The sequence below is a fragment of the Streptomyces sp. Tu6071 genome, assembly GCF_000213055.1.
Lineage (GTDB): Bacteria > Actinomycetota > Actinomycetes > Streptomycetales > Streptomycetaceae > Streptomyces > Streptomyces evansiae.
Window position 1 is genome coordinate 5,125,639 of the sequence record NZ_CM001165.1, and the last position, 16,834, is coordinate 5,142,472.

A 16,834-nucleotide genomic window follows, 5' to 3' on the forward strand; every position below is an offset into this window, starting at 1 on the left:
CGCGGGTGGGGCGACGGGGCGGCCCGGCGCTCGCCCCGGGTGCCGCGTACCTCCCGGGGCCTCACGCCTTCTCGATGCGTTCCACCAGCTCCGCCGGGCTCGCGTGCCAGGGGGTGCCGTGGCCTGGAAGGACCCAGGAGGCGGGGACGGGGGCGAGGCGGGAGAGCGAGGCGTGGGCCTCGGCGGGGTCGTCGGTGAAGGGGGCCGGCTGGGGGCCCGTGCGGCCGGTGAGGACGTGTCGGGTGGTGAGCGCGTCGCCGACGAACACCGCGTCCGCGACGGGAACGTGCACCGCGACGCTGCCGGGGGAGTGGCCCGGCATGCCGATGATCACGGGGCTGCCCGGGAGGTCGAGGACGTCGCCGTCGTGGATCTCGGTGACCTCGGAGACGTACTTCGCGCGCAGGGCGTTCTTGCGGAGCGAGTAGCCGAGGAAGCCGAGCGCGGCGCCGGGCCGCATCGGGCCCGCCGGGGTCTTCGGCTTCTCCCCGGTACGGGTGCGGTGGGCGTCCGCCTCGTGCACGAAGACCGGGACGCCGTGCTCGACGCGGAGCCGCTCGGCGAAACCGATGTGGTCCGAGTCGCCGTGCGTGAGGACGAGGCCCTTGATGTCGTCGGCGGTCCTGCCGATCTCGCGCAGCTCGCGCTGGAGGTCGTTCCAGTGCCCGGGGAGCCCGGCGTCCACGAGCGTGATGCCCTCGGGGGCGTCGATGAGGTACGAGGCGACGATGTCGTTGCCGAGGCGGTGGAGGTGCGGGGCGAGCTTCATGGACGGACTCCCGTACTGATGGCTAAGCGGTTTAGCTTTCGCGGCTAAGGTACATAGCTATGATGGCTACAGTCAATAGCCTTCGAGCCGCTTCCGAGAGGTGGACCATGCCGAGCCCCGAGAAGACCTCCCTCGCCGTCATCGTCGCGGCGGGCCGCGAACTCCTGGAATCGGAGGGCCCCGAGGGCCTCACGATGCAGAAGGTCGCGACCCGCGTGGGCGTCCGGGCCCCGTCCCTCTACAAGCACGTGGCCAACCGCGCGGCGCTCCTCGACGCCGTGGCCGAGGCGACGGTCGAGGACCTGGCCGACCGCATCGCCCGCACCGACGGCACCGTCCCCGCCATCGCCCGCTGCTACCGCGCCTTCTCCACCGCCCACCCGGAAGCGTTCCGCCTCGTGATGCACTCGACCCACGCCCCCCGCCCCGCCCTCGCCCGCGCCGCCCAGCCCCTCATCGACGCGACCCGCGCCCTCGTGGGCGAGGACGAGTCCCTGGACGCCGCCCGCTTCGTCACCGCCTGGCTCACCGGCTTCATCGGCATGGAACTCAGCGGCTCCTTCCGCCTGGGCGGCGACGTCGACAGGGCCTTCACGTACGGCCTGGACACACTGCACCGGGGGCTGGAGCGGTGAACGGCGCCGGCGCGGCCCGCCCCGCGTGGCGCCGAGGCCGGGGAATTCGCGGTGCGCCGCCCGCGCGGTGCCGACGCGGCGCGCTCCGGTCCCGGGCGCGGGGAACCCCCGCCCGCCCTCACTGGTGCCCCCTCACCCCCGCCCCGCCACCCACGCCCGCAACCCCGTCCCCAGGAGCGGCAGGGGGTGCCAGGTGCGGGCGTATGCCGGAGGGGCGGCGTGTGCGGCGGTGAGGGCCGCCACCGGGATGCGGGTGGTCAGGGCGCGGAGGGCGGCGCGGGTGAGGTTCTTGTTGTTGCCCGCGACGTTGCCCGAGGCGCAGCCGGCCGCGTAGGAGACGGGCGGGGTCTGGGCGCCCGTGATCAGGCACGGGGGGCGGACGCCCGCCCGGTGCAGGTGGGCCGCCACCGTCTCGTAGCGGTGGGTCGTGTGGCGAGCGCCCATGAGGTTGCGCCAGAGGCCGGTGGTCTGCGAGACCCCGTACAGCGCGAGCACCGCGCACAGCGCCACGACGTACGGGCGGCGACCGCGTGCCGCGTCGAGCGCGGTCGTCGCGAGGGGGAGCGCGAGGAGCGCGTAGGCGGGGAGGAAGAAGCGGGGGGCCGAGTAGCCGAGGGTCAGGAGGTACGGGAGGCTCAGCGCGAGCGCGCCCGCGAGCGGGAGCCACACCGTGACCCCCCGCGCCGCCCGCCCGGCCCCGTGCCGCCCCCGCACCGCGCACACCAGCCCCAGTACCGGCAGGAGCAGCCACCACCAGGTGAGCCACGGCTGGTACGGCTCGATGTCGCACGGGCGGCACAGCAGCGGCCCGTTGACGCTGAGCCAGGCGTCGCCGCCCGCCCAGCGCAGCCCCATCTCGCCCTGCACGTCGCTGGAGACCCGCAACCGCTCCCCGATCCCGCCCCAGCGCCCGTACGCCTCCACGACCCACGGCACCGCGCCCGCCACGACCCCGCCCGCCACCGCCGCCATCGGCGCGAGCCGCCGCAGGGGCCGGTGCGCCAGGCACGCGAGCCCGAGCGGCAGGGCGAGCCAGCACCCGTCCGGGAAGCGGAGCAGCGTCACCCCGGCGACCGCGAGAGCGACCCCCCACCAGGCCCGGCCCCGTGCCCCCGCGCCCCCGGCCGTTCCCGCCGCGCCCCGCAGCAGCCACCCCGTCGCCGCCACCGCCCCCAGCGCCACCCACAGGTTCGGCATCGCCTGCGGCCCGTACAGCAGCGCCGTCCACAGGGAGGCGAACAGGCCCGCCGCGAGGGCGGAGCGCCCCGCGCCGAGCAGGGGGCGCCACACCGCGAAGGCCCCGTACAGGCAGGCCGTCGAGAGCAGCGCCAGCCAGAGGTGCACCGCGTGCGGCTCGTTCGTCAGCCAGGTCAGCGGGGCCGTCAGGTACGTCACGCCGCGCGAGCGCGGGGCGGAGAAGTAGGCCGCGGGGTGGTGCGGGTCCGTCTGGGACACGTAGACGGACTCGTCCCAGCCGAGGCCCAGCCACGGGACGACGGCGGCCAGTTGGACGAGGCCGTAGGCCAGCGACACGAGCGCGAGCGGGGAGGGACGGCGGTGCGTGCGCGCGGGAACGCGGGTGGGCGCACCGGACGGCGGGGTGAGGGCGGTGGGGGTGCTCATCGCCGACACCTTGACCCACAGTGGTAATCGTACGAAACATGACGCGCCGGGCATATCATCTCGCCCCCGCCCGGCCGCGACCATCTGGCCGCCCGTCACCTCATCCGCTACGTTCCAGCACACGAGCCGACAACCCGTCACCCGGCCCCCGGGAGCCCCCGGCCATCCCCCGGAAGCCCCCGGCCCCACCCGGACAAAGGAGCCCCGTGCGCGCACAGACGCTGAGAGCCCTCCTCGCGACCCTCGTGGCAGGCACCCTCACCGCCGGCATAGCAAGTACGGCCACTGCGGCACCCCCGCCCACCGCCCTCGCGAGCCCCGGGAGCGCGAGCGCCGCCCCCGCGACCTCGCCGGGCGGGAGCCCCGCCGCGCCCGACACGCGCGACATCAAGGAACGTCTCCTCTCGATCCCCGGCATGAGCCTGATCGAGGAGAAACCCGTCAGCGGCTACCGCTACTTCGTGCTCGCCTACCGTCAGCCGGTCGACCACCGCCACCCTTCGCGCGGCAGCTTCACGCAGCGCCTCACCGTCCTGCACAAGGACACGAGCCGCCCCACCGTCATGTACACGAGCGGCTACAACGTCTCGACGAGCGCGAGCCGCGCCGAGCCGACCCGCCTCGTCGACGGCAACCAGGTCTCCGTCGAGTACCGGTACTTCTCGCCGTCCCGCCCGCAGCCCGCCGACTGGTCCAAGCTCGACATCTGGCAGGCCGCGAGCGACCAGCACCGCCTCTACCGGGCGCTCAAGAAGGTCTACGGCCGGAACTGGCTCGCCACGGGCGGCTCGAAGGGCGGCATGACCGCCACGTACTACGAGCGCTACTACCCGCACGACATGGACGGAGTCGTCGCCTACGTCGCGCCCAACGACGTCGACAACGCCGAGGACTCCGCGTACGACCGCTTCTTCGAGCGGGTCGGCACCAAGGAGTGCCGCGACGCGCTCGACGCCGTCCAGCGCGAGGCCCTGATCCGCCGCGAGCCGCTGGAGAAGAAGTACGCGGACCAGGCGAAGGCCGAGGGCTGGTCCTTCGGCACCGTCGGCACGCTCGACAAGGCGTACGAGGCCGTGGTCCTCGACCTCGTGTGGGGCTTCTGGCAGTACTCGGGCGAGGCCGACTGCGCCGACGTGCCCGACGCCAGGACGGTGAGCGACGACGACCTCTACGCGTACGTCGACGCGATCTCCGGCTGGTCCTTCTACACCGACCAGGGGCTCGACCCGTACACGCCGTACTACTACCAGGCCGGTACGCAGCTCGGCGCCCCCAGCATCTCCCTCCCGCACCTCAAGGGCCTGACGCGCTACGGCTACCAGCCGCCGCGCAACTTCGTGCCCCGGGCGATCCCGATGCGCTTCGACCGCCGCGCGATCCCGGACGTCGACCACTGGGTGCGCCACCACGCGCGGCACATGCTCTTCGTCTACGGCGAGAACGACCCCTGGGGCGCGGAGCGCTTCCGGGTCGGCCCGGGGGCGAAGGACGCGTACGTCCTGACCGCGCCCGGCGCCAACCACGGCGCGAACATCGCGGGCCTCGCCACCGGCGCGCGTGAACTCGCCACGGCACGCGTGCTCGACTGGGCGGGCGTGGACGCGGGCACGCAGGCCGCGGCCCCGCTCGCGCGGCTCGACAAGGCCCCGGCGGAGGAGCCGAGGCTCCGGCCGTAGGCAGTTCGCGGCGGAGCGGTACGGGGTTCCGGCGGGGCGTCAGCCGCCCGGGGAAAGGGGCCCGGGGCCGGGCGTGACAGCCCCCCCCCGGGCCCCGTACCGGCACCGCGCACCTCACCGGAACCGGGGCACCGCGTAGCGCGCGCACGCCGGGGCAGTGCGCGCGGAGCGGACGCGGGGCGGGCACGCGCTCCCGGCGCACCGCCCGCACCGTGCCCGCCGCCCCCTCACTCGTACGAGAGGCCCCGCCCCACGGCGTACAGCGTCCGCTCCGGCGCGTCGGCGCGGGTCACCGGCACCGGCAGCCGCCCGTGCGGCCGTGCGCGCCCTGTCAGGACCCGTGCCGCCGCGCTCACCTCCACGTCGCTCCACCCGTACGCCGCGAGCAGCGCGCGCACGCCGTCGGGCAGGTGCGCCGCGTCGTACGGGTTGCGCAGCGCGACCGCGACGACGGGGACGCCCGTCGCGACGAGCGCGGCGAGCAGGGCGCGCTGCGCGGGGTCGGTGTCGAGGCCGTACGTCGCGACGACGACGGTGTGCGCGCGGCGCGCGGCGGCGACGGCCGCGTCACGTGCCGCGGCGTCGGGCGCGGTGCCCGTCGTGCGGCGCGTGACGCGGAAGCCCTCCGCCTGGAGGGCGCGCGCGAGGACGCGCGTCGCGGGCCCGTCGCTGCCCGAGGCCGAGGCCGGATCGACGCCGAGGACGAGCAGGTGGCCCGCGTCGGCGCGCAGCGGCAGCGTGCCGTCGTTGACGACGAGGGTCGTGCCCCGCTCCGCGAGCCGGTCGGCGAGGGCGCGGTGCGCGCGGGTGCCGACGCGCCGCTCGACGGCCGCCTCGTCCACGTACGGCTCCGCGAGCAGCCCGCGCCGCCGCTTCAGCGCGAGGACGCGCAGGACCGAGGCGTCGATCCGCTCCTCGGTCAGCTCGCCCGAGCGCAGCGCGGCGAGCACGGAGCGGTGCGCGAGACCGAGGTCGGGCGGGTCGAGGAGGAGGTCGACACCCGCGCGGAGCGCGAGCACGGGCACGCGGTCGTCGCCGTACTTGGTCCGTACGCCCTCCATGCGCAGCGAGTCGGTCGTCACGACGCCCTCGTAGCCGAGTTCGCCGCGCAGGACACCCGTCACGACCGGGTGCGAGAGCGTGGCCGGGTCGCCGGTCGGGTCGAGCGCGGGGAAGGCGAGGTGACCCGTCATCACGACGTCCGCGCCCGCCGCGATCGCGGCGCGGAACGGGGGCGCGTCGAGCGTGTCCCACTGCTCGCGCGTGTGCGAGATGGTCGGGAAGCCCACGTGCGAGTCGGTCGCGGTGTCGCCGTGGCCCGGGAAGTGCTTCACGGCGGCGGAGATCCCGGCGTCCTCCTGGTAGCCGCGCACCTGCGCCACGACGAGGCGCGCGACGGCGTCCGGGTCCGCGCCGAAGGAGCGCACACCGATGACGGGATTCGCGGGATTGACGTTGACGTCCGCGTCGGGCGCCCAGTCCTGCCGCACCCCGAGCGCCGCCAGTTCCCGCCCCGCGAGCGCGGCTGCCTCGCGCGCGCCCGCGCTGTCGCCGCCCGCGCCGAGCGACGCGGCGCCGAGCCCCATCGCGCCGGGCAGTTGCGTCGCCGGGGGGCCGATCCGCTGGACGGCGCCGTGCTCCTGGTCGATCGAGACGAGCAGCGGTACGGGGACGCGCAGCCCGAGCCCGGCACGCTGGACCTCGTTGGAGAGCGCGGCGACCTGCCGGGGCGAACGGATGTTGCCCGCCCAGCCGAAGTAGATGACGCCGCCGAGGTGGTAACGGGCGATCATCTCGGCGGCCGTCGCGAGCCCGAGGTCCTCGCGGTTCGCCTTCGCGTCGGCGGCCGAGGGCGCGGTCGCCGACGCCCCGTGGAAGCGCATGACGAAGAGCTGCCCGACCTTCTCCTCGGGGGTCATCCGGGAGAGGAGACGCCGGTCGGCGAGGGGATCGGGCGGGAAGAAGGCGGTACGGGCCGGACCGGCGGGCGCGGGCCGCGCCGCCCACGCCGTACGGGTCCCGAGCGCCCCCGCGGCCGTCCCGAACACCCCGGCCGCGAGCACGGCCCGCCGCCGGGGCAGCCCCCCGCTCGTCGTCTCCTGCGCCATACCGCCACTCCCGTCCTCGGGACCGGCCCGGGGCGGGCGGTCCTCGGGGCGCCCGTCAGATGATCCGAAGAGCGCCGTGCTCCCTCGGGCATAGCGAGCGGCGGGGGGAGGGGGCAAGGCGCCGGGCGGGCATGGGGCCGGACGGGGGAGGGGACGCACCCTGAGCGGGGGCAGGGGGGGCGGAGGAGTGGGGCCGGTGGCCAGGGCGTGCGGGGCGCGGGGAGGGGGCACCCGCGTACGCCGGTCCGTGGGCCGGGGCCCGCGCCCGCATGACCGCGCCCCCGGCCGGGCAACCTCTCCCTCCGTACGGCTTCGCACAGCCGTACGGGAAGGGGAGGCGCCGTGGAGGCCGAGACCGTCATCGCCGTCGCCGCCACCGTCGTCGCGGTCGGCTCCCTGTGGGTGAGCTGGACCCAGACCGCCGCGACCCGCGAGCACAACCGGCTCTCGGTGCGGCCGGTGCTCCAGTTCCGGCGCTTCCGCGACAGCGGCGAGGACCACGCCGGGATACGTCTCAGCAACGCGGGCCTCGGGCCCGCCGTCATCACGCGCTGCGAGGTGCGGATCGACGGCGAGGACTTCGGCGGCTGGAGCCGGCGCGCGGGCGCCCGGGTGTCGGAGCTGTCGGGACGCGCGCCCCTGCTCTACTCGCTCCACCCGGGCACCGTGCTGCTCGCCGGGGAGCGCGTCTTCCCCAGCCGGCTCGTGCCCTTCGACCGGGAGGCCGACGCGGAGTACTGGCGGATCGTCGACGAGCGCCTCGACATGGTCGTGCACTACGAGTCGGTCTACGGGGGCGAGGGACTGACGGCCCACCTGCGCCCGAACGCCCCGCCCCCGCGCGGGGAGCCCCCGGCTCCCGGCACCTCAGCCCCCGGGCCCTGAGCGCCCGGCCTCTGAGCGCCCGGCCTCTGAGCGCGCGGGCGGCTGCGCGTGGCTGCCCCCGGGACCGGTACGGGGCCAGACGCCGCGCCCGGCACCGCACCCGACGCTCAGCCCGGCACCGCACCCGACGCCCAGCCCCGTACCGCGCCCGCTCCCTCCCCGCGCGCCTTGTCTCACGCCGCCTCGTTCAGCAGCCTCCGCAGGTACTCCGCGCCCGGTCCGAGCAGCGGGGCGAGGTCGGCGGCGTCCGCGTACCACCGCTTCTCGTACTCCCAGCACAGCCACCCGTCCCAGCCCTCGCGCGTGAGGACCTCCACGACCTCGCCGAGCGGCAGCACCCCGGCGCCGAGCGGCAGCGGCGTCGTGTCCTCGCGCGAGGCGATGTCCTTGACCTGCACGTATCCGAGGTACGGGGCGAGCGCGAGGTAGGACTCCTCGGGCTGCTCGCCGCCGAGCCACGTGTGCATGGTGTCCCACAGGGCGCCCGTCGACTTGTGCCCGACCGTGCCCAGGACGCGGGTCGCCGCCGCGCCCGTGCGGTGCGAGTCGTGGGTCTCCAGGAGGATGCGGACGCCGAGCCCGGCCGCGTGCTCGGCGGCGAGCCCGAGCCGCCGCTCGGCGGTCGCGTCGGCCTCCGCCCCGCTCTGCTCCGTACCCCCGCCGGGGAAGACCCGGACGAAGCCCGCGCCGAGGTCGTGGGCGAGTTCGACGAGGGCGCGCATCTCGGTGACGTGCGGCTCGTCCTCGCCGGGCTCGGCGACCTTCACGTACCCGGCGACGCCGAGCACCTCGATCCCCCCGGCGGCGAACGCCTCGCGCGCGGCGGCGCGTTCGGCGGCGGTACTGGTGAGGTTGAGCGGCTCCTCGGGGTGGGCGCGCAGCTCCACGCCGTGGTAGCCGTGCGTGGCGGCGAGCCGCACGATCTCGGGGACGGGCATTCCGGGGACACCGAGGGTGGAGAACGCCAGTTTCATGCCTTGTGCTCCTTCGTCGCTTCTGTCGTGGCCCCGGCGGGCCGTCTGTCGCACAGCCTGACCGCAGGCGGCACACGTATTCCTGCTGGCGCGCCGGGACCCGGCGCGGCTCCGGCACGGGTACGGGTCCGCTGCGGGCGCGGGGTCCGGTGCGGGTACGGCCTCAGGCACGGGCGCGGGTCGCCGGTACGGGGCACGGGTCCGCGACAGGCGGGAGGTTCCGCCAGGGGTACGGGGCCGCCCCGCCCCTGTCCCGCCCGCCCCTGTCCCGCCCCGCTCCCACCCGCTCCCTACTTCGCCGCCCCCGTCGACCCCCGTACCACCAGCTCGCCGCCCACCAGTTCCTCGCCGCCCGCGGGCGCCGCGTCGCGGCCCGTCGCGATGCGTCCGGCCCGCGCCCCCGTCGCCTGGAGCGGCAACCGCACCGTCGTGAGCGCCGGGAGCGCGTCCGCGCTGAAGGGCAGGTCGTCGAAGCCCGTCACGGACACGTCCTCGGGCACCCGCAGCCCCCGCTCGCGCAGCGCCGCGCACGCGCCGAGCGCCACGGTGTCGTTCGCCGCGACGATCGCCGTCAAGTCAGGTACGCGGTCCAGGAGTTCCCCCACCGCGCGGTAGCCGGACGCTCTGTCGTACGCCCCGTGCACGGTCGCGCCCGGCAGGTCCTCGATCCCCGCCTCGGCGAGCACCGCCCGGTGGCCTTCGAGGCGGTGCCGCGTCGTCGTGCGCTCGGGCGGGCCCGCGACGCAGCCGATGCGGCGGTGCCCGAGCGCGAGGAGGTGCGCGGTCAACTCCCGCGCTCCCGAACGGTTGTCGAAGGTCAGCGCGGTGACCCCGGGCCCCGCCTCGGGCAGCGGAGGGCGTCCCAGGAGGATCACGCGCGTCCCCGCGGCCCCGAGCTTGCGCAGCTTGTCGGCGACGGCCGCGCTGTGCGCGGGATCCTCGACCGCGCCCCCGGTGAGCACGACGGCGGCGGCGCGCTGGCGCTGGAGCAGCGTCAGGTACGTGAGTTCGCGCTCCGGGGCACCCCCCGTCCCGCACACGACCGCGAGCCGTTCCCCGCCCGCGCGCCCCCCGGGCCCGCCGATCTGGGACTGCACCGCGCTCGCGATGATGCCGAAGAAGGGGTCGGCGATGTCGTTGACGAGCACCCCGACGAGGTCCGAGGTCGCGGCGGCGAGCGAACTCGCGGGCCCGTTGAGCACGTAGTCCAGTTCGTCCACGGCCCGCAGCACCCGCTCCCGGGTGCCCTCGGCGACGGGGTAGTTGCCGTTGAGCACCCGGGAGACGGTCGCGGGCGACACCCCCGCGCGGGAAGCCACATCCGAGAGCGTCACGGTCATCTCGTCCTCCGGGACCGGTCGGGCCGGCAAGGAAGCCAGCGGGCGGGGGTCTTGTCGTCCCCGTTGCGCAGAGGCTAGCGTCTCCCCTCGTAGAAAGCGCTTACCAAGTGAGCTTGCCGATCGCCGCGAGAAGGGACCCCCGTGGAACGCAAGACGGTGCACATCGCCATGAACGGTGTGACGGGGCGGATGGGCCACCGCCAGCACCTCGTCCGCTCGATCCTCGCGCTGCGCGAGCAGGGCGGGCTCGACCTCGGCGACGGGACGGTCCTGTGGCCCGAACCCGTCCTCCTCGGCCGCCGCGAGCACGCCCTGCGCGCCCTCGCCGAGCAGCACGGACTGACCCGCTGGTCGACCGACCTCGACGCGGTGCTCGCCGATCCGGCGATCGACATCTACTTCGACGCGCAGGTCACCTCGGCGCGCGAGGAGGCCCTCAAGAAGGCCATCGCGGCGGGCAAGCACATCTACACCGAGAAGCCCACGGCGACCGGTCTCGACGGCGCGCTCGACCTCGCCCGCCGCGCCGAGGCGGCCGGCATCAGGCACGGCGTCGTGCAGGACAAGCTCTTCCTGCCGGGCCTGCTCAAGCTCAAGCGCCTCATCGACGGCGGCTTCTTCGGCCGCATCCTGTCCGTGCGCGGCGAGTTCGGCTACTGGGTCTTCGAGGGCGACTGGCAGGAGGCGCAGCGCCCGAGCTGGAACTACCGCACGGAGGACGGCGGCGGCATCGTCACCGACATGTTCCCCCACTGGGAGTACGTGCTCCACGAGCTGTTCGGCCGCGTCCGCAGCGTCCAGGCGCTCACCGCGACCCACCTGCCCGAGCGCTGGGACGAGCACGGCAAGCCGTACGAGGCGACGGCCGACGACGCCGCGTACGGGATCTTCCAGCTCGAAGGCGGCGCCGTCGCGCAGATCAACTCCTCGTGGGCGGTGCGCGTCAACCGCGACGAACTCGTCGAGTTCCAGGTCGACGGGACCGAGGGCTCGGCGGTCGCGGGGCTGCGCAAGTGCCGTGTCCAGCACCGCTCCTCGACCCCGAAGCCGGTGTGGAACCCGGACCTGCCCGCGACGGAGGTCTTCCGCGAGCAGTGGCAGGAGGTCCCGGACAACGGCGAGTTCGACAACGGCTTCAAGGCGCAGTGGGAGCTGTTCCTGCGCCACGTCTACGCGGACGCCCCCTACCACTGGGATCTCCTCGCGGGCGCGCGCGGCGTCCAGCTCGCCGAGCTGGGCCTCAGGTCCTCGGCCGAGGGCCGCCGCGTCGACGTACCGGAGATCACGCTGTGACGCTCCGACTCCCCTCCCCGGACGGCTCCTTGCGGCCGTACGAGCCCGGACCCGCGCCCGCGCCGGGCGTGCACGCGGGCGGCCCGCTCACCTCCCGCACGGTCTTCTCCGCCGCGCACGTCGTCGCGGACCCGTACGCGGACGTCAGCGCCGACGACCCGGCGGCCGTCGACTGGGACGCGACGCTCGCCTTCCGCCGCCACCTGTGGCAGCAGGGCCTCGGTGTCGCCGAGGCGATGGACACGGCGCAGCGCGGGATGGGCCTGGACTGGCCCAACGCGGCCGAGCTGATCCGCCGTTCGGCCGCCGAGGCGCGCGCCGTCGGCGGGCGGATCGCCGCCGGGGCGGGCACGGACCAGCTCGCTTCGGGCACGCTCGACGAGATCCGCGCGGCGTACGAGGAGCAGTTGGCGCTCGTCGAGGACGCGGGCGCGCAGGCGATCCTCATGGCCTCGCGCGCCCTCGCGGCGGCGGCGCGGGGCCCCGAGGACTACCTCACGTTGTACGGGCACCTGCTGCGCCAGGCCCGCGAGCCGGTGATCCTGCACTGGCTCGGCCCCATGTTCGACCCGGCGCTCGCGGGCTACTGGGGCTCGGCGGACCTGGACGCGGCGACGGAGACGTTCCTCCAGGTCATCGCGGCGCACCCGGACAAGGTCGACGGCATCAAGATCTCGCTGCTCGACGCGGACCGCGAGATCGCCGTGCGCCGTCGCCTCCCGGCCGGGGTCCGCTGCTACACGGGCGACGACTTCAACTACCCGGAGCTCATCGCGGGCGACGCGCAGGGCTTCAGCCACGCCCTGCTGGGCATCTTCGACCCCCTCGCCCCGCTCGCCTCGCGCGCGGTCCGCGCCCTGGACACGGGAGACGTGCGCGGCTTCCGTGAAGTCCTGGACCCGACGGTGGAGTTGTCCCGCCATCTCTTCCAGCGGCCGACGCGCTTCTACAAGACGGGCGTCGTGTTCCTCGCGTGGCTCGCGGGCCATCAGGAGCACTTCGCGATGGTCGGGGGCCACCAGTCCTCGCGCTCGCTGCCGCACCTCGCCCGCGCCTACGAACTCGCGGACGGGCTCGGCCTGTTCCCCGACCCGGAGCGCGCCGCGCGGCGGATGCGCGCGCTCCTCGACGTGTACGGAGTGCCCCGGTGACAGCGCACGCGCGGTTCAGCATCAACCAGCAGACGGTGAAGCAGCTCCCCCTCCCCGAACTCGTCGGTGCCTGCGCCGATCTGGGGGTGCGGAACGTCGGCCTGTGGCGGGAGCCCGTACAGGCGTACGGCCTGGAGGCGAGCGCGGCGCTCGTGCGCGACGCGGGCCTCACGGTCACGACCTTGTGCCGGGGCGGATTCCTCACGGCAAGTGAACCGGGGGCCCGGAAGGCCGCGTTGGCCGACAACCGCAGGGCGATCGACGAGGCGGCGGCCCTCGGCACGCGGGTCCTCGTCCTCGTCTCGGGCGGACTCCCGGACGGCGAGCGCGACTTGCGGGCGGCCCGCGAACGCGTGGCCGACGCGCTCGCCGAACTGGCGCCGTACGCGGGCCGGTCGGGCGTCCGGCTCGCGATCGAGCCGCTGCACCCGATGTTCGCCTCGGACCGCTGCGTCGTCTCGACGCTCGCGCAGGCACTCGACCTCGCCGAGCGCTTCCCGGCCGAGCAGGTCGGCGTCTGCGTCGACACGTACCACGTCTGGTGGGACGACCAGGCCCCCGCCGCCCTGGACCGCGCGGGCGCGGGAGGCCGCATCGCGACCTTCCAGCTCGCCGACTGGATCACCCCCCTCCCCGCCGGGGTCCTCAACGGCAGGGGCCAGCTCGGGGACGGCGCAATCGACCTGGCGTGGTGGCGCGAGCGCGCCGACGCGAACGGCTACGACGGCCCGATCGAGGTCGAGCTGTTCAACGACGAGCTGTGGGCGGGGGACGGCAGGAAGCTCCTCGCGACGACGGCGGAACGCTTCGCGCGCTACGTGTGAGGGCGGAGCCGGGGCCCCTCGGCCACCGCGCCCGGGGGCCTCTCGGCCGCCCCGCCGGGGGCCGCCGAAAAAACTTCCAGAGGTCGTACAACCCTCCACCCCCGTGCCAGGTCATACGTGGTGTCGCCAGGGATGGGGGGGAAACCCGGGGGGGATTCCCGAGGGGGGAAGCCCTGTGCGACGGGGGGAAACCGGAAGGGCCCGACCGCCGAGGCGGACGGGCCCTTCCGGTCTCTCACGGAGGGTTCCGGGGCGCGTTTCCCGCGCTCAGCTGCCCGCCGACGCCGCCACCGTGGTCCGCTGGCGCCGTTGGAGGGTGAGCACCACCAGGCCCACGAAGACCTGGACGGGCAGGGGCACGTCGCCGAGGTCGGCGGTCAGGCCGCCGCGGATGCCGCTGCTGCGGAACTCGCCCAGGACGCGGCCGTCCGCGACGAGTTGCCGCTTTCCGCGCAGGAACGAGGGGCGCTTCAGCTCGTACGGGCCGCCCTCGCCGGTGACGAGCCAGTGCCCGCCTGAGCGGTGCGCCTCGGCGCGCACCGTGCCACCCGCGAGCATCTCGAAGGAGCGTCCCCAGCTCCCGGAGCGGAACTCGAAGGTCTCGCCCGCCATGTCGAGCTGCCCGCCGGACCTCCAGACGCGGGAGGACCAGGTCCCGACGGACATCCCGTTCACCAGTACTTCGTAGCCGCGCCCGAAGGTGCTCTCCGGCTTGATCTCCAGCATGGTGCGCTCCTCGGCCGACTCGTGGACTGAACCGCGGTCCGCGGCCGGGTGGGCGCGGACACGCCCTAGCCTGCCCGGGAACGCCCGGTGAACACCGGCGGCGCGCACCGCGCGTGCGACCGGAGCGCGGACGCCGCGTCCCCCCGCCGGGTTCGGGGGACGCCACCCGCCGCCCGGCCCCCGGCGATACCGTCCCCCCATGGCCCCCAGCACTCCCGGTGACCAGGCCCGCGCCACCGCATCGCCGCTCGCCGTCCTCGAAGCGACGCTCGAACGCATCACCTTCGCCAGCGAGGAGAACGGCTTCACCGTCGCCCGCGTCGACACGGGCCGCGGTGGCGGTGATCTGCTCACCGTCGTCGGGGCCCTGCTCGGCGCGCAGCCGGGGGAGGCGTTGCGGATGCGGGGGCGGTGGGGCTCGCACCCGAGGCACGGGAAGCAGTTCGTCGTCGAGAACTACACGACCGTCCTGCCCGCCACGATCCAGGGCATCCGGCGGTATCTCGGCTCCGGGCTCGTGAAGGGCATCGGGCCCGTCTTCGCCGACCGGGTCACGCGCCACTTCGGCACGGACACGCTCGACGTCATCGAGCACGAGCCGAAGCGGCTCATCGAGGTGAAGGGGCTCGGGCCCAAGCGCGTCGCGAAGATCATCGCGGCGTGGGAGGAGCAGAAGGCGATCAAGGAGGTCATGGTCTTCCTCCAGAGCGTCGAGGTGTCCACGTCGATCGCCGTCCGCATCTACAAGAAGTACGGGGACGACTCGATCGAGGTCGTGAAGGCGGAGCCGTACCGGCTCGCCGCCGACGTCTGGGGCATCGGCTTCCTCACGGCCGACCGCATCGCCCGCGCGGTCGGCATCCCGGAGGACAGCCCGGAGCGCGTCAAGGCGGGGCTCCAGTACGCGCTGTCGCAGGCGACGGACCAGGGCCACTGCTACCTTCCCGAGGAACGTCTCATCAGCGACGCGGTGAAGCTCCTCGGCGTCGACACGGGGCTTGTGATCGAGTGTCTGGGCGAGCTGGCGGAGGACCCGGAAGGGGTCGTGCGGGAGCGGCTGACGGACCCGGACGGGCAGCCGGTGACCGGCGTGTACCTCGTCCCCTTCCACCGCGCCGAACTCTCCCTCGCGGGCCAGGTCCGCCGCCTGCTCACCGCGCCGGAGGACCGGCTCGCGGGCTTCCAGGACGTGGACTGGGGGCCGGCGCTCGGGTGGCTCGCGCGGAAGACCGGCACCACGCTCGCCCCGGAGCAGGAGGCCGCCGTGCGGCTCGCGCTGACCCGCAAGGTCGCGGTCCTCACCGGAGGCCCCGGCTGCGGGAAGTCGTTCACGGTGCGCTCCGTGGTCGAACTGGCCCGCGCGCGGCGGGCGAAGGTCGTGCTCGCGGCGCCGACGGGACGCGCGGCGAAGCGGCTCGCGGAGCTGACGGGCGCGGAGGCGTCCACGGTGCACCGGCTGCTCGAACTCAAGCCGGGCGGGGACGCGGCGTACGACAGGGACCGGCCGCTCGACGCGGACCTCGTCGTCGTGGACGAGGCGTCGATGCTGGACCTGCTGCTCGCGAACAAGCTGGTCAAGGCGGTCGCGCCGGGCGCGCACCTGCTGCTCGTGGGGGACGTGGACCAGCTCCCCTCGGTCGGCGCGGGCGAGGTGCTGCGGGACCTGCTGAGCGAGGGCGGCCCCGTCCCCGCCGTCCGCCTGACGCGGATCTTCCGGCAGGCGCGGGAGTCGGGCGTCGTGACGAACGCGCACCGCATCAACGAGGGGCAGCACCCGGTGACGCAGGGGCTGAAGGACTTCTTCCTCTTCGTCGAGGAGGACACGGAGGCGGCGGGGCGCCTGACGGTGGACGTCGTGGCGCGCCGCATCCCCGCGCGCTTCGGCCTCGATCCCCGTACCGACGTGCAGGTCCTCGCGCCGATGCACCGGGGCCCGGCGGGCGCGGGCACGCTCAACGCGCTGCTCCAGCAGGCGCTGACGCCGCCGGGGCCGCGCACGGAGGAGAAGCGCTTCGGCGGGCGGGTCTTCCGCGTGGGCGACAAGGTCACGCAGATCCGCAACAACTACGAGAAGGGCGAGAACGGCGTCTTCAACGGCACGGTCGGCGTCGTGACCGGTCTCGACACCGTGGAGCAGCGGCTGACGGTCCGTACGGACGAGGACGAGGACGTGGTCTACGAGTTCGACGAGCTGGACGAACTCGCGCACGCCTACGCGATGACGATCCACCGCTCGCAGGGCAGCGAGTACCCCGCCGTCGTCGTCCCGGTCACGACGAGCGCGTGGACGATGCTGCAACGCAACCTGCTGTATACGGCCGTCACGCGCGCGAAACGTCTCGTGGTCCTCGTCGGCTCCCGCCGCGCCCTCGGCCAAGCGATCCGCACGGTCTCGGCCGGCCGCCGCCACACGGGCCTCGCGGGCCGCCTCCGCGCCCCGGAGGTCCCCGGGCAGCGCGCGGCGGGCCCCGGGCAGCGCGGGGCGGGCGGGGGAGCGGGTGCCGAATCTCCCGCGTCTCACTCTTCCCGGTGAAGTTCTTACGGAGCGGGCCCCCGCCCACCGCACGTACCCCCGAACCCGCCGGGTCCTCACCCGGTGGCGTCGTCCGCGCACGCGCCGTACTCGCCGGTACCCCCGGTGTGTCTCCGGCGGATGACGTAGGGAAAAATGATCGATCAAAACGGTGGGAAACGTCACCCTGCCCTTCCGCAACCGGATGGGAGGCGGCAGGATGGCAAGGCTCTCGACGGCACTCAGTGCCGCCAATAGGGCCAATGGTCGGCCCCGAGTGCACTTTCCTCGTCCGAATGGGGGAAGGTAGACACAGTC

At 74.8% G+C, this 16,834-nt stretch carries 13 protein-coding genes; 7 read left to right on the forward strand and 6 right to left on the reverse strand.

Annotation, left to right across the window (positions count from 1 at the left end; all coding sequences use genetic code 11):
• Positions 1-61 precede the first annotated feature (61 nt).
• Positions 62-769 (reverse strand): MBL fold metallo-hydrolase, encoded by a 708-nt coding sequence (locus STTU_RS21575; protein WP_007826763.1) that lies wholly within the window; start codon positions 767-769, stop codon positions 62-64.
• Between the two features lie 107 nt (positions 770-876).
• Between STTU_RS21575 and STTU_RS21580 the strand changes: the two genes are divergently transcribed.
• Positions 877-1,404, forward strand: coding sequence for a TetR/AcrR family transcriptional regulator (locus STTU_RS21580; RefSeq protein ID WP_007826765.1), 528 nt, complete (start codon positions 877-879; stop codon positions 1,402-1,404).
• 132 nt (positions 1,405-1,536) lie between these two features.
• Here the strand turns inward: STTU_RS21580 and STTU_RS21585 are convergent, their stop codons facing one another.
• On the reverse strand, positions 1,537-3,027 hold the full coding sequence (locus STTU_RS21585; RefSeq protein ID WP_043255921.1) for a hypothetical protein: 1,491 nt from the start codon (positions 3,025-3,027) through the stop codon (positions 1,537-1,539).
• Positions 3,028-3,248: 221 nt separating this feature from the next.
• Between STTU_RS21585 and STTU_RS21590 the strand changes: the two genes are divergently transcribed.
• The gene (locus STTU_RS21590; protein WP_420713575.1) at positions 3,249-4,703 is read left to right on the forward strand and encodes an aminopeptidase; all 1,455 of its coding nucleotides are present in this window, start codon (positions 3,249-3,251) and stop codon (positions 4,701-4,703) included.
• Positions 4,704-4,930: 227 nt separating this feature from the next.
• On the opposite strand, the gene STTU_RS21595 is transcribed toward STTU_RS21590, so the two are convergent.
• Positions 4,931-6,811 (reverse strand): glycoside hydrolase family 3 protein, encoded by a 1,881-nt coding sequence (locus STTU_RS21595; protein WP_007826770.1) that lies wholly within the window; start codon positions 6,809-6,811, stop codon positions 4,931-4,933.
• Between the two features lie 342 nt (positions 6,812-7,153).
• On the opposite strand from STTU_RS21595, the gene STTU_RS21600 reads away from it, so the two are divergent.
• Complete coding sequence (locus STTU_RS21600; protein ID WP_007826772.1) at positions 7,154-7,696, forward strand: hypothetical protein; 543 nt, start codon at positions 7,154-7,156, stop codon at positions 7,694-7,696.
• Positions 7,697-7,869: 173 nt separating this feature from the next.
• Here STTU_RS21600 and STTU_RS21605 read toward each other — a convergent pair whose 3' ends face one another.
• Positions 7,870-8,670, reverse strand: coding sequence for a sugar phosphate isomerase/epimerase family protein (locus STTU_RS21605; protein ID WP_007826774.1), 801 nt, complete (start codon positions 8,668-8,670; stop codon positions 7,870-7,872).
• A 290-nt stretch (positions 8,671-8,960) separates the two neighbouring features.
• Positions 8,961-10,010, reverse strand: a complete 1,050-nt coding sequence (locus STTU_RS21610; protein ID WP_043255923.1) for a LacI family DNA-binding transcriptional regulator — start codon at positions 10,008-10,010, stop codon at positions 8,961-8,963.
• Positions 10,011-10,151: 141 nt separating this feature from the next.
• On the opposite strand from STTU_RS21610, the gene STTU_RS21615 reads away from it, so the two are divergent.
• From STTU_RS21615 to STTU_RS21625, 3 genes are read left to right on the forward strand one after another with little or no spacing between them, the layout of a single operon-like run.
• Positions 10,152-11,303 (forward strand): Gfo/Idh/MocA family protein, encoded by a 1,152-nt coding sequence (locus STTU_RS21615; protein WP_007826777.1) that lies wholly within the window; start codon positions 10,152-10,154, stop codon positions 11,301-11,303.
• Positions 11,300-12,454, forward strand: coding sequence for a dihydrodipicolinate synthase family protein (locus STTU_RS21620; RefSeq protein WP_043255925.1), 1,155 nt, complete (start codon positions 11,300-11,302; stop codon positions 12,452-12,454). Before STTU_RS21615 ends, STTU_RS21620 begins: the two co-directional genes overlap by 4 nt.
• The gene (locus STTU_RS21625) at positions 12,451-13,278 is read left to right on the forward strand and encodes a sugar phosphate isomerase/epimerase family protein (RefSeq protein ID WP_043255927.1); all 828 of its coding nucleotides are present in this window, start codon (positions 12,451-12,453) and stop codon (positions 13,276-13,278) included. Before STTU_RS21620 ends, STTU_RS21625 begins: the two co-directional genes overlap by 4 nt.
• Before the next feature lie 267 nt (positions 13,279-13,545).
• Here the strand turns inward: STTU_RS21625 and STTU_RS21630 are convergent, their stop codons facing one another.
• Positions 13,546-14,004, reverse strand: a complete 459-nt coding sequence (locus STTU_RS21630) for a hypothetical protein (protein WP_007826790.1) — start codon at positions 14,002-14,004, stop codon at positions 13,546-13,548.
• 199 nt (positions 14,005-14,203) lie between these two features.
• On the opposite strand from STTU_RS21630, the gene STTU_RS21635 reads away from it, so the two are divergent.
• The gene (locus STTU_RS21635) at positions 14,204-16,537 is read left to right on the forward strand and encodes an ATP-dependent RecD-like DNA helicase (protein WP_007826794.1); all 2,334 of its coding nucleotides are present in this window, start codon (positions 14,204-14,206) and stop codon (positions 16,535-16,537) included.
• Positions 16,538-16,834: the final 297 nt, after the last annotated feature.